This window comes from Bacillus sp. FSL E2-8900 (assembly GCF_037966225.1).
Taxonomy (GTDB): Bacteria; Bacillota; Bacilli; order Bacillales; family Bacillaceae_G; genus Bacillus_A; species Bacillus_A cereus.
This window is the reverse complement of sequence record NZ_CP150193.1, coordinates 3,625,718-3,644,877: the sequence shown is the minus strand read 5'-3', so window position 1 is coordinate 3,644,877 and position 19,160 is coordinate 3,625,718. Positions and strand designations below refer to the sequence as shown.

The window sequence follows — 19,160 nt, the reverse complement described above, 5'->3', positions numbered from 1 at the left end:
GGTTTTCATAGAATATAAAATATATGTTTTTAAAAGGAGAAGATGGAGAAGATTATGTTCGGGCAACGACAAAGTATGATTGTTTATTTACATTCATTGAAACATGCCAAGATTTTAAGGAAATATGGTAACATACATTACATATCAAAACGATTAAAATATGCTGTAGTATATTGTGATATGGAACAAATTGAGCATATGATGCATAAGTTGAACAAACTTCCTTTTGTGAAAAAGATAGAACAGTCGTATCGCCCGTATTTAAAAACGGAATTTGAAAATTCCCGTCCTGATCGAGCAAAAGAATACGATTATAGCTAATAGAAAAAATCCCCGGCTAAATTTAGCCGGGGATTTTTCACTTGAAATAACGTGTTATTTCATCGGAGGAATGAAATTGTTCATTCGTAAAATACCAATTAAATGATTAAAAAATAGTTCTTTTTCTGGGAAAGTTGTAGATGGTTTTACAGTAAAGGTAGCCACTTTTTTTCCGAGTTGTTCCGCCGTTTCTTCAAATAAAATGACACGTTTACTTTTTTTATTTTCAAATACAGGAATGCCTTCACGACATATGTATAATGGTTGGAAATCACCAGTAGTAGTTGGTTTTAATATTACAACAAGCGAACATACTTTTTTATCGTTTTTTATCGTTTCAAATTGTAACATATGTGCTATACGTTCTTGATTTGTTTTGGCAATTTCAAGTAATTCATATAAATCAGAGTAGCCTTCTCCAAGTTCTATAAAGCGTTGAATCATATCTTTTCCTCCTCTTTCTTTTACTGTACCATTTCACTTTTTAAATGAAAAGCACACAAAGAAAAAAAACCCTGCATAGCAGGGCCCTTCTTATACTAGCATGTACTAGTAAGAAGGCAAAGGGAGAGGAGAAACCGGAGGAAGAACTTATGGGGAAACGTAAGTCTTCTCCGCGGTTGGCAACAACATCGAAGGTGATGTTGTTATAATTATTTATGTCCAATCTAAATGAAGATATACATAATGAAATTAAATTTTATGTTGGGCTTTTTATTTTTCTTTTTTTTATTTTGTGATAGGATAAAAAAGATAAAGTGGAACTAATATACATATTGGGTTCATATTAGTGAATGATGAGATGAATACATAAAAATAACGAGAGGTTATTTGAGGCCGAGTTTTCCTATAGTTAGGTGAATGTGGTTTGTTAACGGTTACCGAAGTGGGAATGGCTTTCTATAATCGCTCGATAGATTGAAATAAAGGTAGTGACAACAGATGAGAGTAGTTTCAGGAAAATGTAAAGGACACCCACTTAAAGCGGTTCCTGGTAATACAACACGTCCAACGACAGATAAAGTAAAAGAATCTATTTTTAATATGATAGGTCCTTATTTTGATGGTGGTATCGCCCTTGATTTATTTGGTGGTAGTGGTGGTCTTGGAATTGAGGCTTTGAGCAGAGGGATTGATAAAGCAATTTTTGTTGATCGGGATAGTAAAGCGATAAAAGTAATTCATCAAAATTTAGAAAGTTGTAGAGTACAGGAACAAGCTGAAGTATATCGAAATGATGCTGAACGTGCAGTAAAGGCGCTAATAAAACGTGAAATGTCATTCGATCTTATATTGATAGATCCTCCATATAAAGAGCAAAAAATTGTATCTTTAATTAGTATAATGGATCAACATGGATTGCTACATAGTGATGGATTAATTATGGCAGAGCATGGTAATGATGTAGTTTTACCTAATTCAATAGGAAGGCTTGTAAAAGTACGAGCTGAGAATTATGGGATTACTGCAATATCGATTTATAAGTATGAAGGTGAGGGGACAGAATGACAAGTATAGCTATTTCTTCAGGAAGTTTTGATCCAATTACCCTTGGGCATCTGGATATTATTAAAAGGGGAGCAAAAGTATTTGATGAGGTGTACGTAGTCGTTTTAAACAATTCATCAAAAAAACCATTCTTTTCAGTTGAAGAGCGATTAGAATTAATTCGAGAAGCGACAAAGGATATCCCGAATGTAAAAGTAGATTCGCATAGTGGGCTATTAGTAGAGTATGCAAAAATGCGTAATGCAAATGCAATATTACGTGGTTTACGAGCAGTTTCTGATTTTGAATATGAGATGCAAATTACTTCTATGAATCGAAAATTAGATGAAAATATTGAAACATTTTTTATTATGACAAACAATCAATATTCATTTTTAAGCTCGAGTATTGTAAAAGAAGTTGCGAGGTATGGAGGAAGTGTAGTAGATCTTGTACCTCCTATTGTAGAACGTGCTTTAAAAGAAAAGTTTCAAACCCCGTTAAAGTGAACGGGGTTTTTCTTTATATGTGCGCAAAAATAATAAAATAACATATAAGTATAGACAAAATAATGTGAAAATTGGTCCATAATGTATAAAAGATGTCCAAATTTCATGTAGTATAGAAGGATGCTCGGATAAAAATACAGGAATATCTTTTGGCATAGGCGAGAAAGAACTCACTTTCTCATAAAATGGTGTCCAAAATACAAATGTAAAAATAGGGGCAAGAATACTTTGAATAATTCGTGCGAAAAAATAGGGTTTAAATCGGATATCTGTTTCAGCTAATATGCTAGCAACTTGTGCCTGAATAGAAAGACCACTAAATGCTAAAATGAAGCTTGTTACCATAGCTTGTTGTAAGAGCGGTGTTTCATTTATTTGACTAATCATTTGGCTTCCGAGTGTCATTTCGAAAATACCTGATAATATAGGTATACTAAAATCTGTACTTAGTTGGAAGAATGATAAAATATGTTGCATAATAAAAGAAAGAGCTGCTGTAATGTGAAATACAGTAATCATTTTATTTAACACAGAGAATAAAATAATAAATCCGCCAATCATAAGTAATGTTTGAATAGAAGAAACAATGGCATCCCCAAGTAATTTACCAATTGGTCTTTTTTCTTGTAAGCGTGTCTCGTGAAGGATTAAAAAAGGGTTTTGAAAGCGACGTTTTTTTGTAGTGTGTGTATTAATTTTGTAAGCGGTATTATCGCCGTAAAAACGCATAATTAATCCGACAGCAAAGTTACTGAAATAATGGGCAGCGGCTAATATAATTCCTAATTTCGGATTATTAAAAAAACCGATAGACACAGCACCGAAAATAAAAAGTGGATTAGAAGAATTTGTGAAAGAAACGAGGCGCTCCGCTTCAATCTGAGTTAAAAGATTGCTTTTTCGTAGTCTAGCGCTTAATTTGGCGCCTGCAGGGAAACCAGAAGCCATTCCCATCGCCCAAACAAATCCGCCTATCCCTGGAACGCGAAAAAGTGGGCGCATGAGTGGTTCTAATATAACGCCAATAAATTTTACAACACCGATACTAATTAGAAGTTCCGCAATGATGAAAAACGGTAGTAGTGAAGGGAATACAACTTCCCACCATATATTTAACCCGCGAATAGAAGCTTGCAAAGCGGCTTGGGGGTGGAGTACAAGAGAAAAGGTTAAAAATAGCGTTGATATGGTAAGGAAAGCGGTTTTCCATTTTTCATACATGTAAGTAAATCCCCCTTTGTCCCAAAAAACGTTCATTTCAGTATACGTGGATACGTAGTGAATTTAGACCATAAGTATGAAAAAGGAATGAAAAAAATTAAAGGGTGAGAAAAATGAAAGAACCAAAGATTGGTTTAGCACTTGGGTCTGGAGGAGCGAAAGGGTTTGCTCATATTGGTGTAATAAAGGTTTTAAGGGAAGCGGGTATCCCTATTCACATGATTGCAGGAAGTAGTATGGGGGCGCTAATAGGTACGTTTTATGCGGCAAGTAGCAACGTTGAAAGATTGTATAAATTGGCATCTGTTTTCAAGCGGAAGTATTATTTAGATTTCACGGTACCGAAAATGGGATTTATTGCTGGAAAACGTGTCAAAGATATGATTAAAATGTTTACATATAATAAAAATTTAGAAGAGTTAGATATCCCGACGGCTGTTGTGGCTACTGACATATTGAAGGGGGAAAAAGTGGTTTTTACAAGTGGGCCAGTTGCAGATGCGGTGAGGGCTAGCATATCTGTTCCTGGAGTGTTTGTACCAGAAAAAATAGATGGAAGATTATTAGTGGATGGTGGAGTCATTGATCGCATCCCAGTATCGGTTGTGAAAGAGTTAGGGGCCGATATTGTTATCGCTGTTGATGTATCTCCAATTAAGGTAAATGGCGATGTTACGTCCATTTATGACGTAATCATGCAAAGTATTGAAATTATGCAGCATGAGCTTGTAATGAATCGGCAAATTGCATCGGATTTAATGATGCGACCAGCTGTAGAGCAATTTAGTTCACGTGCTTTTACAAACATTGAAGACATTATTCGAGTTGGAGAAGTAGAAGCAGAAAAACATATTTCAAATATTTATTTATTAATTGAGCAGTGGAAGGAGAAACATAATGTTTAAGCGTTTTCGGTTTATATATGCAATCTTAATAGGGGTTATATTGGCGATGTTACTTGTTTACGTACGTTTACCGTATTATATAACAAAACCAGGAATGGCTGCCAAATTAGAGCCTTATGTTCAAGTTGAGGGTGGAACGAAAGAATCTGGTGATTTTATGCTTGTTACGGTTTCAATGGGACCAGCAAATGTGGTGAATTTAATAGCGGCACAGTTTAATAAATATACACATATTTCGAAAGCGGAAGAAATATTGCAAAAAGGTGAGAGTGATGAAGAATATCAATTTCGCCAAAATTATGCGATGAAAGATTCACAAAATGCAGCAATTTATAATGCATATAAACGTGCAAATCGCTCAGTATCTTTTGAAAATAAAGGTGTATTAGTTGCTGGTGTGGCAAAAGGAATGCCGTCAGAAGGAAAGCTTAAGCTTGGTGATGTTATTATAGCTGTTGACGGAAAAACGTTTGAAAAGACGGAGCAATTTATTGAATATATGACAGGGAAAAAAGAAAATGATGCTGTAAGTATTGAGTACATGAGAAATGGAAAACAATTGAAAGAGAATTTAAATGTAAAGACGATTCCTAATGGGAATGGACGTGTCGGTATAGGTGTTTCTATCGTTACGGAAAGAGAATTAGTGGTCGATCCGAAAGTGAAAATTAATTCTCATGAAATTGGTGGACCATCCGCAGGTTTAATGTTCACATTAGAAATATATAATCAACTTGTGGAAGAAGACTTAACGAAAGGACATGAAATAGCTGGAACAGGTACAATTAATGAAAAAGGAGAAGTGGGCCCGATTGGTGGTATAAATCAAAAAGTGGTGGCTGCTAGCGATGCTGGGGCTGAAGTGTTCTTTGCGCCAAATGAAAAAGGTGCGGAGAAATCGAACTATAAAGATGCACTTGAGACTGCAAAGGATATTAAAACAAAAATGAAAATTGTACCAGTGGATACGCTGGATGATGCGTTAACATATTTAGAAAAGATGGATAAGGAAAAAACCTCTCTGAAATAGAGAGGTTTTTTATAGGAATTTTGTAGTTGTTTCATCATAGCGAATAGGATGGTGTGTTATATCCTGTTTTAATAGTTGTGTGCGTAACGGTTCGTGCATGATGGAGAAATATACAGAGTTTGCTTTTTTCTCTATATCTAAAGCGGCATGGTCGAATGTTTTTGTATGAGTAAGGATTGGAAGTTCGATTTTTTTCTTATTTTTTGAAAGGTAAGTTTGTCCTTTTTGTGACATGCCTAGCAGGCGAATATATGGTGCGTGTTGTTCTATATTTGCGCTACGTATATCCTCTTTTGTTGTGTTTGTTAAAATGTGTGTACAAGCTCTTTGTAATCTAGTCCATGTATAACGTTTTGTTTTTAATGCTTCCATGAATGAATAGAAGGAGGAACTGTTTTGTATTTTTGATAAAATACGATGCTCTAAACCTTCTTCTATTTCATATATATGTCGTAAGTCCCCTGGAGACATCGTCATGAGTCTATATTTAAAAAATGAAAAGTATTGTTCCCAATTATGTAATATCCCGTAGTTTTGTTTGTAATTTGCTAAAAGCGAAGTGGTTGCCTGTGGGAGAAAAGGTTCAATTGTTGTAAATGATCCTTCTTCGCTAAAGAGTTGTTTTCGGATGCTTGTCGCGCTTGCAATATGTTGGTCATTAAATGTTTCATCGTGATAATGAGAGGCAAATCTTTTTATAGTTTGAGCTTGTATAGAGCTATTTTGTGACAGAATTGCTTTCATATATTGGAAGCCTAAAATATTATTTGGTTGTGACATATCTATGTTTTTTTCAGATGTTAAAATGTGTGAGAAAGCATCCGATGTTGCTTTTGCATAACTATTACCAGCGTCCATGAATTGTTTTACAAGGCAGTTAAAAGTCTCTTCTTCGTTTTTTTGTATGGAGATGGTATTATAAAAATTTTCGATTTGTCCATCCTCACTACCGAAACAAATTTCGGAAACACGTAGGGCATTTAAAATGGAAATAGCACCATTTGCGAAGGTTTCAGCCTTTTGTGTTGCAAAGACGTATGGAAGCTCTACAACAAGGTCTACGCCGTTTGCTAAGGCCATTTTAGTGCGATACCATTTGGAAATGAGTGCGGGCTCACCACGCTGTAAAAAAGGACCACTCATAACGGCAATTATTATATCGGATTGTGTTAACTTTTTTGTCTGTTGCACATGATAAAGATGACCGTTATGAAAAGGGTTATATTCAACAACAATACCACCAGCTTTTATGGTAATCTCTCCTTTCGATGTAGCATCTTTTTGAAAAACGTGATACTCTATATATTATTTACTATGATGACTTCATTATAGTGTAAAGAAAAAACATTGACAAATATAAAATGGCTAGCTATAATTTTGTTTGTTGCCTTGAGGTGATATGATATGAAATGGTCCATCCATCAATTGAATAAATTGAGAAATAAAGGATTGACATTGGATGAGATGGTAGATGTAAGTGAGCTAAAAGAGGTCGAGAAAGATATTCGTGAAATTAATCCTGTTCATGTAACGGGAAGAGTTGATTTTGGCTCCGGTAAGTTTACGTTTCATCTACATATAACTGGAAGCATGGTTTTACCATGTTCTCGCTCTTTAGTAGATGTGACATTACCATTTGACATTAAAACAACTGAGGTGTTCCAAACTTCACAAGAAGAATTTGAAACTGAAGCTGAAATTCATTCTTTAGAAGGAGAAGTACTTGACTTACTGCCCGTAATCAAGGAAAATATACTTTTGGAGATTCCAATGCAAATTTTCAGTGATGATGTTTCTGGTGGAGCACCGACGCAAGGTCAAGACTGGCAAGTGATTTCGGAAGAAGACAAAGAAAAGACTGTTGATCCAAGATTGGCAGGACTTGCAAAGTTTTTTGACAAATAATCGGAAGACTGGTTCAGGCCTTCATATGAAAATAACTATTTCTTTTAAGGAGGTGGGAAGAATGGCTGTACCTTTTAGAAGAACTTCTAAAACAGTAAAAAGAAAGCGTCGTACGCATTTCAAATTATCAGTACCTGGTATGGTAGAGTGCCCAAGCTGTGGTGAAGCGAAATTAGCTCACCGTGTATGTAAAGCATGCGGTACTTACAAAGGTAAAGAAGTAATCAGCAAGTAATTGCGGGAAAATAAACGCAGAAGATATCTTCTGCGTTTATTTTTTTTGTCTTAATCTTTAGTTGTTGTATTCTATCTTTTCTAGTAACTGCATATGCTTAATAAAAAATGCATAGGGAGGACTAGAGAGATGGCGACAACAAGACAAGATGCTTGGACTGATGATGAAGATTTGCTTCTGGCAGAAGTAGTACTCCGGCATATTCGAGAAGGTGGAACACAACTTTCTGCCTTTAAGGAAGTGGGAAAAAATTTATCTCGTACACCAGCAGCATGTGGGTTTAGGTGGAATTCTTACGTAAGAAAGCAATATAAAGAACGTATTGAGGAAGCAAAGCAACTTCGTAAAGTAGAACATTATGAAGTGAAAGAGACAAAGGTGTTAGAACCTACGTCAATTACGTTGAATGATGTTATTGATTTCTTGCAAAATTATAAAGATGAAAACTCTTTAACGGTGTTGCAACAACAAGTTGAATCATTACAAACAGAAAGAGAGCGCCTTCTGGAGCGATTATCAGTATATGAAGAAGAGTATAGAACATTACTTGATTATATCGATCAAAAAAGAAGTGTAATGGTAGCGGAAAGAAACAATGCTCGCTCGAATGAGAAGTTAGAGAAGCTTAAGAAATAAAAAACAGCTGTTATACAGCTGTTTTTTTATTTCTTAAGCCGATTCTTCGTTTGTAACCGCATTCAAATTTGTTTCTGGATGCCAAATATAAAAATCACCATCAGTTACTGATACGGGGTTGAAATTTAATTTATCCCAAAAACCAGCTGAATGAATACGTGCTATTGTTTTAATAGGAAATTGCATTTGTTTCGCATGATTTACAAGCATTTGCCCGAATCCTTGTTTTTGAAAAGTTGGTAATACTTCAAGTTTATAAAGTTCTAGGTAAGGACCTGTAATTTCGAATGGTTCTCCGCCGTTTCTTTTCATATATAGACTCATACGTGCGATTAGTGATCCACCATAATAAATGCCGTAAAATGGAGATTCACTGTCGTTTTCAATAATGTTTGCTTGCAATTCTTCCAGCATAGATAGTTCTTGGGCTCCGCACCCTTTAAATTTTTTGAATTCATCTAACGTTTTATAATTGATGAGCAAGCGCTCAACTTTTGGGAATCCCATTACATCACATCCTTTTGTTATCTTGTTGAATGCAGAAAAGTAAAAATATTTACAATAATAGTATAACTCATTTTTTTATTTTTATGAAGAAGATAGTATATTTCTTTTATTATTTTTTTGAGGATTTGCTAAACTAAGAGTATAAGTGTATTAATAGGCAGTATTATACATAGCGAAAAAAGAGAGTGTATTTGTTTGGCAGAGGACAACGAAATTATAGGGCGTGCTCATGTACTTTAAAAAGATATAAAAAGGAGGGGAGGCAAGGGCGCTTAATGTGAATCCCTTGTGTGAAAATGAAAATTGGAATTGTCGGACCAGGTGCTATTGGTCTATTGTATACATTTTATTTACAAAAAAGTAACCAAGATGTTACGTTGTTTACAAGAACGGCTAAGCAGGCTGAAGAGTTGAATGAAACAGGTGTAACTTGTATTAGAGATGGAAGATGTGAAACAGTATATCCATCTGTTTTACCGATAGAAAGTATGGTAGCACAAAATTTAGATTATATATTTATTTCTGTGAAGCAATATCATATAGATGACGTACTACCGTTTGTGGAAGGGGCATCATCATTAATCTTTTTGCAAAACGGAATGTCGCATCTTCAAAAGATGCTGAAAATAGGGAGTGAAAATATAGCTGTTGGTATTGTAGAACATGGTGCGAAAAAAGAGGGAGGGCATATCGTTCATCATACTGGGATAGGGGTAACAAAATTTGGAGTGGTTTGTGGTCAATCTATACATTTCAAGAAAATATTCCGTTATTTTCCTGTTACTTATTTTCCAGTTCAAATAGAAACGGATTGGGAAGAGATTATGCACAAAAAATTAGTAGTAAATGTATGTATCAATCCATTGACAGCACTATTGGGAGTTAAGAATGGTGAATTAATCACGAATCGTTTTTTTTATCAAATGATGGAGCAAGTGTTTCAGGAGGTCGCATTTCTTATTAGAGGAGAAAAAGAAATGGTATGGCAAATGGTACGAAATGTGTGTGAAGGAACGTCTCGTAATACATCCTCTATGTTAGCGGATGTAAGAGCGAATAGACAGACGGAAATTAATGCGATTGTTGGATATGTATTAGAAGAAGCTAAGAAACAGCAACTACCAGTTCCGACACTTCAATTTTTGTTCGATGCAATAAAAGGGTTAGAAACAAGAGTATAAGTGTTATTCTTTGCTTTTACGTGAAACATTGACTACAATGTGGATTGGTGAGAGAACTGGATACGAAAGGAAGAATTATATGGAGATAAAAGAAATCTCTGTTCCGCAACAAGGTGTTGTAGCGGACTATATGAACGGTAAAAAAGAGATACAGTCATGTTTTGATTATATGTTAACAGAAGATGCTTTTAAACAACGTTTACATGATTTGCGTGAAAGGGAGTTTTTCCGCCAAGATTTAGTAGCGCATTTATTAGAATATAATACAAAATTACAAGCGGGAGAATCTACACTTCAAAATGTAAAAGCGCTTGGAGATGAAAATACATATGTTGTTATAGCTGGACAACAAGCAGGGTTATTAACTGGACCGCTTTATACAATTCATAAAGTTATTTCAATTTTACAGCTTGCAAAGGAAAAGGAAGAAAGTTTAGGAGTTAAAGTTGTCCCTGTCTTCTGGATTGCGGGTGAAGACCATGATATGGATGAGATTAACCATACTTTTGTAGCGAAAAATAAAAAGATGAAAAAAACTATTTTTTATGACCGTAATCCGAAAAAGGCGAGTGCTTCTGAGTCTGAACTTTCTGTTGAAGATTGTAGAAATTGGATTGAAGAGATTTTTAAAACATACCCAGAAACAAATTTTACAAAGGATGTATTAAAATTTGTTGAAGATGCTTTGAAAAAATCGAATACGTATGTAGATTTCTTTGCTCATCTTATTACGAAAATCTTTGCTAATTCTGGTTTAATCCTTGTTGATTCACATCATCCTGAATTAAGAAAGTTAGAAATTCCATTTTTCAAGCGAATTATAAGTAAGTATAAAGAGATACAAGAGGGGCTTCGTAATCAGCAAGAAGTAATGAAAGAACTAGGATACAAACCGATTATTGAAACGAAGTCTCATGCAGTGCATATATTCATGGAAATAGATAATGAACGAGTATTGCTTGAAGATCAACAAGGTAAGTTTGTTGGAAAGGATAGGGCGCATTCCTTTTCATACGAAGAGTTGATTGAAGAGATGGAGAGAAATCCGGCACGTTTTAGTAATAATGTTGTAACACGTCCTCTTATGCAAGAGTATGTATTTCCTACGCTCGCATTTATTGGAGGTCCAGGAGAATTAGCTTATTGGAGTGAATTACAACAAGTATTCCATACTGTCGGTTTTCAAATGCCACCTGTCGTTCCTCGTCTTACAATTACTTATGTGGAGAGAGATATAGCGACGGATTTATTTGATTTGCAATTGAGAGAAAGTGATCCGTTTTTAAATGATGTCGATAAATTGCGTGAAAACTGGTTGTCTAATCAAATAGAGGAACCGATTGATGATCATTTTGAAAAGGCGAAAAAAGAAATTGCCGATATTCATACATCTTTACAGCAATTTGTAAAGAAAATAGAGCCAGGGTTAGGTGCGTTTGCAGGGAAAAACGAATTGAAAATTAATGAACAAATTGAACTGCTGGAAAGAATGTTGAAAAGAAATGTTGAGAAAAAGTATGAGGTTCAGCTAAATAAATTCCGCCGTATACAATTCGCACTTCGTCCATTAGGTGCACCGCAAGAACGTGTGTGGAATGTATGTTATTATTTAAATCAGTTTGGTTTGGATTTCGTTGATCGTGTAATGGAAAACCCTTTTTCTTGGGACGGAAAACATCATGTTATAAAACTATAAAATCTTGCTCTTTGGAGCAGGATTTTATTTTTATTCCGTTGAATTTACTGTGAAGTGATTTTTTTCTGAATTATCAATCAAAAAAAGTGTTAAATATGGCAATTGTGTTGGATACTTAAATATATGACAAAATAGCACAAAATGTAAACGTATTATTCGCTTTTTCGACAGTTTTTTATTTAAATTCCCGCAAAAGATGATAAAATTTAGTATATAATAAAAGAAAATAGCGATTTGTATAGTATGTTGCCTTTGTTGGTAAGTTAAATGAGTCGTTCTTTCGTATTATTTCATTCTCTAAGCGTGAAATATGTGTTTAGAGGAAGGGATACATTCAACATAATTAATTGGAAAAAGAGTAGGTGCAACAATGTTTAAACACGTAACAGTGCTTTTAAAGGAAACAGTAGACGGCTTAGATATAAAGCCAGATGGTACATATGTAGATTGTACACTGGGGGGAGGAGGACATAGTTCTTATTTATTATCCCAATTAACTGAAGGTGGAAAATTAATAGCGTTTGATCAAGATGAGATAGCGATTCAAAACGCGAAAGAAAAGTTCTCTTCATACGGTGAACAGTTTATAACAGTAAAGAGTAACTTCCGTTATTTAGCTGAAAAACTGCAGGAAATAGGTATAACAGAAGTAGACGGTATTTTATTTGATTTAGGTGTTTCATCCCCACAATTAGATACACCAGAACGAGGCTTTAGTTATCATCATGATGCACCGCTAGATATGCGGATGGATCAAGATGCCCCATTAACAGCGTACGATGTTGTAAATAGCTGGTCATATGAACAACTTGTAAGGATTTTCTTCCAATACGGTGAAGAGAAATTTTCAAAACAAATTGCAAGAAAAATTGAAGCTTATCGTGAGAATAAAGCTATTGAAACGACAGGAGAATTAGTAGAGCTAATTAAAGAAGGTATTCCGGCTCCTGCTCGCAGAACGGGTGGGCATCCTGCTAAGCGAGTGTTTCAGGCAATTCGTATAGCTGTAAATGATGAATTAAAAGTATTTGAAGAAGCATTGGAATCTGCTATTGAGATGGTTAAGCCAGGTGGAAGGGTTAGTGTTATAACATTCCATTCATTAGAAGATCGTATTTGTAAAACAACGTTTAAGCGAAATAGTACAACGCCACAATTGCCGCCAGGATTACCGATTATTCCTGATGAATTTAAGCCGAAATTAAAGCTTATTACAAGAAAACCGATTTTACCTTCTGATATAGAGCTAGAAGAAAATAATCGTGCGCGTTCTGCGAAGTTGAGAATCGCTGAAAAACGATAAAAGGGAGAGAGAGGTATGACTAATTTAGCTGTAAAGTACAAACAACAAGCGCAAGAAGAGGTGCAAATTCAAACGCCCCCACAGCAGATGGCTAAGCCGAAGGTTAAAGCGAAAATTACAAGAATCGAAAAACTGTTGTATGTAGCGTTTATTGGCTTTTTATTGTATGCCTGTGTCGCGTTTATTGGAAATAAAGCAGGCCTTTATCAAGTTAATGTAGAAGCAGCGACGATAGAAGAAAAAATTGTACAGCAGCAAAAAGAAAATCAAGAATTACAAGCTGAAGTAGAGAAGTTAAGTCGCTATGAACGGATCGCTGAAGTTGCAAAAAAACACGGGCTAGAAATTAATGCGAATAATGTGAAAGGCCTCAAATAAGGCAATAGGTGTGAAGGAACGATGAAGAAGAATATGACTAAATTTCATACCAATAAGGGAGCAGGTTATTTTATGATATTTTTCCTCCTGCTCTTTTTGCTGTTATTAGCCCGATTTTTTTACATACAATCAACAGGAACAGTTCATAATCAGGATTTAGATGCACTTGCTAAACAAAAGCATAGTAAAACAGGAGTTCTTGAAGCGAACCGAGGAACCATTTATGATCAAAACGGTCATGTGTTAGCGCAAGACGCAAACTCTTACAAAATGGTAGCTGCACTAAAAGGTGCTAACTCAGTTGAGAATAAAGAAGATACTGCAAAGAAAATTGCAGGAGTACTTGGAAAAGGCGAAGAGGATATTTTAGCTTCTTTAAACAAGGAAGGTAGAAGTCAAGTCGAATTTGGAACGTTAGGCAAGGATTTGACGAAAGAAAAGAAGGAACAAATAGAAGCGTTGAAGTTGCCGGGAATATCTTTTATTACAGAAAATGCAAGGGTGTATCCAAACGGTGATTTTGCATCTTACGTTATAGGTCATGCAAAACCAAATGAGAATGGAACCTCGGTAGGTCAATTTGGCATAGAGAAAAGCTTGGATAAATACTTAAGTGCTTCGAACGGAGAAGTAGCATATACAGGTGATCGTAAGGGTGTGTCCCTTGATGGGGGAAAAGTTAATGTAAAGGCACCTAAAAATGGAGATAACGCTTATTTAACAATTGATCAACGTGTCCAAAGTTATTTAGAAGACGCGATGAAAGCAGCAAGTAAGCAATATGAGCCAGAAAGTTTAATAGGGATTGTTGCAGATCCGAAAACTGGGAAAATATTAGCGATGTCTACTAAACCTAGTTATGACCCTAATGATCGCCAAATTAAATATTTCTTCAATGACGCGATTGCCAATGCATTTGAACCTGGATCAACAATGAAAATTTTTACGTTAGCGGCAGCTATTAATGAAGGTGTGTACAAAGGACAAGATTATTATCAATCCGGGACATATCAAGTCGGAAATAGGAAAATAAAAGATCATAATGGCGGTGCTGGTTGGGGCTCTATCACGTTTGATGAAGGGGTAGAGCGTTCTTCAAACGTAGCGTTTGCAATTTTAGGAGATCAAAAACTTGGTCCAGAACGTTTCCGAAAATATATTCATAGTTTTGGATTAGATGAAAAAACGAACATTGATTTATCAGGTGAAGGATCGAATACAATTTTATTTGATCAGCAAATACAACAAGTGACAACAGCTTTTGGACAAGGTTCCACTGTAACACCAATTCAGCTTGTACAAGCTGCAACGGCCATTGCAAATGATGGGAAAATGATGAAACCTTATGCAATTGATAAAATTGTAGATCCGATAACAGACAAAGTAAAATTAGAACATAAGCCAGAAGAAGTAGGAAAACCTGTTACAAAGGAAACAGCAGCGCAAGTAAGACAGTTATTAGAACGTGTTGTTACATCTCCGAAAGGTACAGGGACAGCTTATAAAATTGATGGATATTCAGTTGGTGGTAAAACAGGTACAGCGCAAATTCCGGATGGAAAAGGCGGCTATATGACAGGAAGACAGAATTATATATTCTCATTCTTAGGTATGGCACCAATGGACGATCCACAACTTGTCGTGTATGTAGCTGTTAAACAGCCGAAATTAAAAGATGACGAGAACGGCGCACAACCTTTAGCTGATATTTTTAAATATGTAACAAAAAATAGTTTAGAGTATTTAAAGATTAAGCCAAATGAAGTGAAAGATCCGAAAAAACATCTGAAAGAACAACAAACTACTGTTCCAGATGTAACTGGTAAAACGATGGCTGAAGCGGGGAAAGCGATTGATAAAGCAAAACTTCGTCCAATCGTACTAGGTGAAGGGAAAGTACAGCAACAAGTACCAAAAGCGACTGAACAAACATTAAAAGGCGACCGAGTCTTCTTGGTAGGAGATAAGCCTACAATGCCAAATATACAAGGATGGGCACTGCGTGATGTTATGAATTTAGCGAAGACATTACAGCTTAACTTGAAACCTTCTGGTACAGGATACGTAACAGAACAAAGTGTGGCGGAAGGAACATTATTACAACCTGGTACAGAATTAGGTGTCACACTCGTACCGCCACTCGAACCACAGCAAGAAGCAGAAAAGCCGTAATGGTAAAAGAGAATAAGTTCTAATTAAATAAGTACAAGCATATATTGGAACAAGCTAGGCGTAAGGGAGGCTTGTTCCGATATGCGTGTATCAAATGTAACAGTTAGAAAACGACTTATTTTTATACTTATATCAGGTATACTTATTTTCACTATTATCGATATTCGTCTTGGATATGTGCAATTTTTTCTTGGGAATATGTTAACGGATCGTGCGAAAGATTCATGGAGTCGTAATATTACTTTTGAACCCGAACGTGGGAAAATTTTAGACCGAAATGGTGTGGAACTTGCCACGAATAAAAGTGCTCCAACTGTCTTTGTTGTACCGAGGCAAATTGAAAAACCAGCAGAGACTGCAGAGAAGTTAGCTGCAGTATTAGGTGTGGAAAAAGATGAGATTTATAAAAGGATTACAAAAAAAGAATCGATTGTAAGGTTAGATAAAGGCGGAAGGAAAATATCACATGACAAAGCGAAAGAAGTACGAGGATTAAGTTTGAAGGGCGTGTATATCGCAGAGGATTCTATCCGGTACTATCCATTTGGAAACTTTTTATCACATGTATTAGGTTTTGCAGGTAGCGATAACCAAGGTCTTATGGGACTAGAAAAATATTATGATAAAGAGCTAAATGGGGACAAAGGTCATGTGCGTTTTTTTGCAGATGCGAAAGGACAAAGGATGCCTAATGTTGGTGATGATTTCAAAAAGCCAGAAGCTGGTTTAAATTTAGGATTAACAATCGATGCGCGTATTACAAGGATTATGGAAAGAGAAATGAATATTGCGGAGTCAACTTATAATCCTGACGGTATGATTGCGATTGCAATGAATCCTAAAAATGGTGAAATTTTAGGTATGTCTAGTCGACCGAGTTTTGACCCAGCGGATTTTCAAAGTGTCTCTCCAGAAGTGTATAACAGAAATCTACCTGTATGGAGTACGTATGAGCCTGGTTCAACATTTAAGATCATTACATTAGCTGCAGCATTGAATGAAAATTTAGTAGACTTAGAGAAGGATACGTTTTATGATGATGGAGCAGCTGAAGTAGGTGGAGCTAGATTGAAATGCTGGAAAGCAGGAGGTCATGGCAGTCAAACGTTTTTAGAAGTCGTTCAAAACTCATGTAACCCGGGATTTATTGAACTTGGTGATCGCCTTGGTAAAGACCGATTATTTAAATACATTCGTAATTTTGGTTTTGGGCAGAAGACTGGAATTGACTTGCAAGGTGAAGGCAGTGGGATTTTATTTAATTTAGATAAAGTTGGTCCAGTAGAGCAAGCAACAACTTCATTCGGCCAAGGGGTTTCTGTTACACCAATTCAACAAGTAGCAGCTGTAGCGGCGGCTGTAAATGGTGGAACATTGTATCAGCCGTATATAGCTAAGGAGTTTATTGATCCGAAAAATAATCAAGTTGTTAGTAAAAAGACACCTGTTGAGAAAAGAAAAGTTATTTCCAAGGAAACTTCAGAAAAAGTTCGTTATGCATTAGAGAATGTTGTAGCGAAAGGTTCTGGTAAAGGTGCTTATATTGATGGATATCGTGTAGGTGGAAAAACGGGTACTGCTCAAAAGGTGAAAGATGGTAAATATTTAGAGAATAATTATATAGTATCTTTTATCGGATTTGCTCCAGCGGATGATCCAGAGATTGTTGTGTATGTTGCTGTTGATAATCCAAAAGGGGTTACACAGTTTGGTGGAGTGGTAGCAGCTCCGATTGTCGGGAATATCCTTCGAGATGCGCTTCCTGTTATGGGAGTGAAACCGAGAAAAGAACAAGTTGAGAAAGAATATAAATGGGGCGATACACCAACTGTGGAAGTTCCGAATTTAATTGGAATGAAAAAGAAAGACTTACAAACACAACTCGTCGATTTGAAGCTTGATATAAGTGGAGATGGAGAGAAAGTAATTAAACAATCACCAGAAGCGGGAGCTAAAGTAAAAGAAGGCTCAAAAATTAGAATTTACTTCGGGAATTAAAGGTAACATAGTACGTTTTATGGTACAATTGGTGGAAGTGAGTTCTTTATAGAACAGTTACTTAATTTGAGACAGTAAGTGTCTCATTCATAAATAGGTCAGTAGCACTTACCTCCTTATATAGGAGGTAATGTGTTGCTTACTGAAAAAAAGATAAATAAACAATGTAGAGAGGGTTTAGTGAAATGAAGTTGCATACACTTGTATCATGTTTGCATGATTTTCCAGTTGTTCCAAAAGAAAATCCAGAAATCACATCTATAGAAGCTGATTCACGTAAAGTGAAAGAGGGAAGCTTATTTGTATGTATGAAAGGATATACGGTTGATAGCCATGATTTTGCTAAGCAAGCAGCGGCACAAGGAGCGGCTGCTATTGTTGCGGAAAGACCAATTGATGTTGACGTTCCAGTTGTACTTGTGAAAAATACTTTTCGTTCGTTAGCGGTTTTAGCTGATTATTTTTATGGTCAACCGACACACAAGTTACATTTAATCGGAATTACAGGTACAAATGGAAAGACAACAACATCGCATATTATGGATGAGATTATGCGAGCACATGGTCATAAAACAGGGCTAATTGGAACGATTAATATGAAAATCGGTGATGAAACATTTGAGGTGAAAAATACAACACCAGATGCACTAACACTTCAACAGACGTTTTCAAAAATGGTTGAACAAGGTGTGGACAGCACGGTAATGGAAGTTTCGTCACATGCGTTAAATCTTGGTCGTGTACACGGATGTGATTACGATGTAGCGGTGTTTACGAATTTAACACAAGATCATTTAGACTATCATAAAACGATGGAAGAATATAAACATGCAAAAGGGTTACTATTTGCACAGCTTGGCAATAGTTATAATCATAATCGTGAAAAGTACGCTGTGCTGAATAGCGATGATAATGTAACAGAAGAGTATATGAGAAGTACTGCAGCAACAGTTGTAACATATGGTATTGATACAACAAGTGACATTATGGCAAAAAATATCGTTATGACGAGTGGCGGGACTACATTTACGCTTGTCACACCATATGAAAGTGTAAATGTTACGATGAAATTAATAGGTAAATTTAATGTATATAACGTACTTGCAGCAACAGCAGCAGGACTTGTTTCGGGTGTGAAATTAGAAACAATCATTGCTGTTATAAAGGATTTAGCTGGGGTTCCAGGACGTTTTGAAGTTGTTGATGGAGGGCAAAATTATACAGTTATTGTTGATTACGCACATACGCCAGATAGTTTAGAAAATGTATTAAAAACTGCAAAACAATTTGCAAAAGGTGATGTGTATTGTATCGTTGGTTGTGGCGGCGATAGGGACCGAACGAAGAGACCGATAATGGCAAGTGTTGCAACAAAATATGCAACTCATGCAATTTATACATCAGATAATCCAAGAAGTGAAGATCCAGCGGCTATTTTAGATGATATGGTACATGGTGCAAGCGGGAAAAATTATGAAATGATCATTGATAGAAAAGAAGCAATACACCATGCAATCGCTAAAGCGAAAGCAGATGATATCATTATTATTGCTGGTAAGGGGCATGAAACGTATCAAATTATTGGTAAAGAAGTTCATCATTTCGATGATCGTGAAGTTGCTAAAGAAGCAATTACAGGGCGTTTAAACAACGAAGAGTAACAACGTGAGAGGAG

General features: G+C 35.9%; 19 protein-coding genes. 15 read left to right on the top strand and 4 right to left on the bottom strand.

Going from position 1 to position 19,160, the window contains the following annotated elements; all coding sequences use genetic code 11:
• Positions 1–54: 54 nt before the first annotated feature.
• Complete coding sequence (locus NST90_RS18465) at positions 55–321, top strand: YlbG family protein (protein WP_002082261.1); 267 nt, start codon at positions 55–57, stop codon at positions 319–321.
• Between the two features lie 54 nt (positions 322–375).
• Here the strand turns inward: NST90_RS18465 and NST90_RS18460 are convergent, their stop codons facing one another.
• Entirely contained in the window at positions 376–765 is a 390-nt protein-coding gene (locus NST90_RS18460; protein ID WP_000616017.1) for a hypothetical protein, read from the bottom strand.
• A 498-nt stretch (positions 766–1,263) separates the two neighbouring features.
• On the opposite strand from NST90_RS18460, the gene rsmD reads away from it, so the two are divergent.
• The gene (rsmD, locus tag NST90_RS18455) at positions 1,264–1,830 is read left to right on the top strand and encodes a 16S rRNA (guanine(966)-N(2))-methyltransferase RsmD (RefSeq protein ID WP_001266978.1); all 567 of its coding nucleotides are present in this window, start codon (positions 1,264–1,266) and stop codon (positions 1,828–1,830) included.
• Positions 1,827–2,318, top strand: a complete 492-nt coding sequence (gene coaD / locus NST90_RS18450; protein WP_000200601.1) for a pantetheine-phosphate adenylyltransferase — start codon at positions 1,827–1,829, stop codon at positions 2,316–2,318. The genes rsmD and coaD overlap by 4 nt, the downstream gene beginning before the upstream one ends.
• Here coaD and ylbJ read toward each other — a convergent pair.
• Positions 2,310–3,539, bottom strand: a complete 1,230-nt coding sequence (gene ylbJ / locus NST90_RS18445) for a sporulation integral membrane protein YlbJ (protein ID WP_000273082.1) — start codon at positions 3,537–3,539, stop codon at positions 2,310–2,312. The genes coaD and ylbJ overlap by 9 nt on opposite strands.
• Positions 3,540–3,652: 113 nt before the next feature.
• Here ylbJ and NST90_RS18440 point away from each other — a divergent pair, with 113 nt between their 5' ends.
• Together NST90_RS18440 and NST90_RS18435 are read left to right on the top strand one after the other, a co-directional pair.
• Positions 3,653–4,444, top strand: a complete 792-nt coding sequence (locus tag NST90_RS18440) for a patatin-like phospholipase family protein (RefSeq protein ID WP_000662588.1) — start codon at positions 3,653–3,655, stop codon at positions 4,442–4,444.
• Positions 4,437–5,474, top strand: a complete 1,038-nt coding sequence (locus NST90_RS18435) for a SepM family pheromone-processing serine protease (RefSeq protein ID WP_000476280.1) — start codon at positions 4,437–4,439, stop codon at positions 5,472–5,474. The genes NST90_RS18440 and NST90_RS18435 overlap by 8 nt, the downstream gene beginning before the upstream one ends.
• A gap of 9 nt (positions 5,475–5,483) precedes the next feature.
• Here NST90_RS18435 and NST90_RS18430 read toward each other — a convergent pair whose 3' ends face one another.
• Complete coding sequence (locus tag NST90_RS18430) at positions 5,484–6,665, bottom strand: nucleotidyltransferase (RefSeq protein ID WP_002182932.1); 1,182 nt, start codon at positions 6,663–6,665, stop codon at positions 5,484–5,486.
• 213 nt (positions 6,666–6,878) lie between these two features.
• Here NST90_RS18430 and NST90_RS18425 point away from each other — a divergent pair, with 213 nt between their 5' ends.
• The 3 genes from NST90_RS18425 to NST90_RS18415 all read left to right on the top strand — a co-directional run bounded on the left by NST90_RS18425 (position 6,879) and on the right by NST90_RS18415 (position 8,250).
• Positions 6,879–7,379 carry a DUF177 domain-containing protein gene (locus tag NST90_RS18425; protein WP_000872149.1) on the top strand — a complete coding sequence of 167 codons (501 nt, stop codon included), beginning with the start codon at positions 6,879–6,881 and terminating at the stop codon, positions 7,377–7,379.
• A 61-nt stretch (positions 7,380–7,440) separates the two neighbouring features.
• Positions 7,441–7,614: a 50S ribosomal protein L32 gene (rpmF, locus tag NST90_RS18420; RefSeq protein WP_001984764.1), complete on the top strand. Its 174-nt coding sequence runs from the start codon at positions 7,441–7,443 to the stop codon at positions 7,612–7,614.
• Between the two features lie 129 nt (positions 7,615–7,743).
• Positions 7,744–8,250, top strand: coding sequence for an RsfA family transcriptional regulator (locus NST90_RS18415; RefSeq protein WP_000246467.1), 507 nt, complete (start codon positions 7,744–7,746; stop codon positions 8,248–8,250).
• 33 nt (positions 8,251–8,283) lie between these two features.
• On the opposite strand, the gene NST90_RS18410 is transcribed toward NST90_RS18415, so the two are convergent.
• Entirely contained in the window at positions 8,284–8,757 is a 474-nt protein-coding gene (locus NST90_RS18410; protein ID WP_000506694.1) for an N-acetyltransferase, read from the bottom strand.
• A 296-nt stretch (positions 8,758–9,053) separates the two neighbouring features.
• On the opposite strand from NST90_RS18410, the gene panE reads away from it, so the two are divergent.
• From panE to murE, 7 genes are all read left to right on the top strand, one after another.
• On the top strand, positions 9,054–9,938 hold the full coding sequence (gene panE / locus NST90_RS18405) for a 2-dehydropantoate 2-reductase (protein WP_002182931.1): 885 nt from the start codon (positions 9,054–9,056) through the stop codon (positions 9,936–9,938).
• 79 nt (positions 9,939–10,017) lie between these two features.
• Positions 10,018–11,634 (top strand): bacillithiol biosynthesis cysteine-adding enzyme BshC, encoded by a 1,617-nt coding sequence (gene bshC / locus NST90_RS18400; protein WP_283748077.1) that lies wholly within the window; start codon positions 10,018–10,020, stop codon positions 11,632–11,634.
• A gap of 370 nt (positions 11,635–12,004) precedes the next feature.
• On the top strand, positions 12,005–12,937 hold the full coding sequence (gene rsmH, locus NST90_RS18395; RefSeq protein WP_000472508.1) for a 16S rRNA (cytosine(1402)-N(4))-methyltransferase RsmH: 933 nt from the start codon (positions 12,005–12,007) through the stop codon (positions 12,935–12,937).
• A 15-nt stretch (positions 12,938–12,952) separates the two neighbouring features.
• Entirely contained in the window at positions 12,953–13,315 is a 363-nt protein-coding gene (gene ftsL, locus NST90_RS18390) for a cell division protein FtsL (protein WP_000182804.1), read from the top strand.
• Positions 13,316–13,387: 72 nt separating this feature from the next.
• Positions 13,388–15,487: a penicillin-binding protein gene (locus NST90_RS18385; RefSeq protein ID WP_006928288.1), complete on the top strand. Its 2,100-nt coding sequence runs from the start codon at positions 13,388–13,390 to the stop codon at positions 15,485–15,487.
• An 81-nt stretch (positions 15,488–15,568) separates the two neighbouring features.
• Complete coding sequence (locus NST90_RS18380; protein WP_001266234.1) at positions 15,569–17,485, top strand: stage V sporulation protein D; 1,917 nt, start codon at positions 15,569–15,571, stop codon at positions 17,483–17,485.
• A gap of 185 nt (positions 17,486–17,670) precedes the next feature.
• Positions 17,671–19,146, top strand: a complete 1,476-nt coding sequence (murE, locus tag NST90_RS18375; RefSeq protein WP_000766320.1) for a UDP-N-acetylmuramoyl-L-alanyl-D-glutamate--2,6-diaminopimelate ligase — start codon at positions 17,671–17,673, stop codon at positions 19,144–19,146.
• Positions 19,147–19,160: the final 14 nt, after the last annotated feature.

Bases quoted from the DNA above. Each gene is read 5' to 3' on its own strand.
- NST90_RS18465 (WP_002082261.1), top strand. From the start codon at position 55: ATGTTCGGGCAACGACAAAGTATGATTGTTTATTTACATTCATTGAAA.
- NST90_RS18460 (WP_000616017.1), bottom strand. From the start codon at position 765: ATGATTCAACGCTTTATAGAACTTGGAGAAGGCTACTCTGATTTATAT.
- rsmD (WP_001266978.1), top strand. From the start codon at position 1,264: ATGAGAGTAGTTTCAGGAAAATGTAAAGGACACCCACTTAAAGCGGTT.
- coaD (WP_000200601.1), top strand. From the start codon at position 1,827: ATGACAAGTATAGCTATTTCTTCAGGAAGTTTTGATCCAATTACCCTT.
- ylbJ (WP_000273082.1), bottom strand. From the start codon at position 3,539: ATGTATGAAAAATGGAAAACCGCTTTCCTTACCATATCAACGCTATTT.
- NST90_RS18440 (WP_000662588.1), top strand. From the start codon at position 3,653: ATGAAAGAACCAAAGATTGGTTTAGCACTTGGGTCTGGAGGAGCGAAA.
- NST90_RS18435 (WP_000476280.1), top strand. From the start codon at position 4,437: ATGTTTAAGCGTTTTCGGTTTATATATGCAATCTTAATAGGGGTTATA.
- NST90_RS18425 (WP_000872149.1), top strand. From the start codon at position 6,879: ATGAAATGGTCCATCCATCAATTGAATAAATTGAGAAATAAAGGATTG.
- rpmF (WP_001984764.1), top strand. From the start codon at position 7,441: ATGGCTGTACCTTTTAGAAGAACTTCTAAAACAGTAAAAAGAAAGCGT.
- NST90_RS18415 (WP_000246467.1), top strand. From the start codon at position 7,744: ATGGCGACAACAAGACAAGATGCTTGGACTGATGATGAAGATTTGCTT.
- NST90_RS18410 (WP_000506694.1), bottom strand. From the start codon at position 8,757: ATGGGATTCCCAAAAGTTGAGCGCTTGCTCATCAATTATAAAACGTTA.
- panE (WP_002182931.1), top strand. From the start codon at position 9,054: ATGAAAATTGGAATTGTCGGACCAGGTGCTATTGGTCTATTGTATACA.
- bshC (WP_283748077.1), top strand. From the start codon at position 10,018: ATGGAGATAAAAGAAATCTCTGTTCCGCAACAAGGTGTTGTAGCGGAC.
- rsmH (WP_000472508.1), top strand. From the start codon at position 12,005: ATGTTTAAACACGTAACAGTGCTTTTAAAGGAAACAGTAGACGGCTTA.
- ftsL (WP_000182804.1), top strand. From the start codon at position 12,953: ATGACTAATTTAGCTGTAAAGTACAAACAACAAGCGCAAGAAGAGGTG.
- NST90_RS18385 (WP_006928288.1), top strand. From the start codon at position 13,388: ATGATATTTTTCCTCCTGCTCTTTTTGCTGTTATTAGCCCGATTTTTT.
- NST90_RS18380 (WP_001266234.1), top strand. From the start codon at position 15,569: ATGCGTGTATCAAATGTAACAGTTAGAAAACGACTTATTTTTATACTT.
- murE (WP_000766320.1), top strand. From the start codon at position 17,671: ATGAAGTTGCATACACTTGTATCATGTTTGCATGATTTTCCAGTTGTT.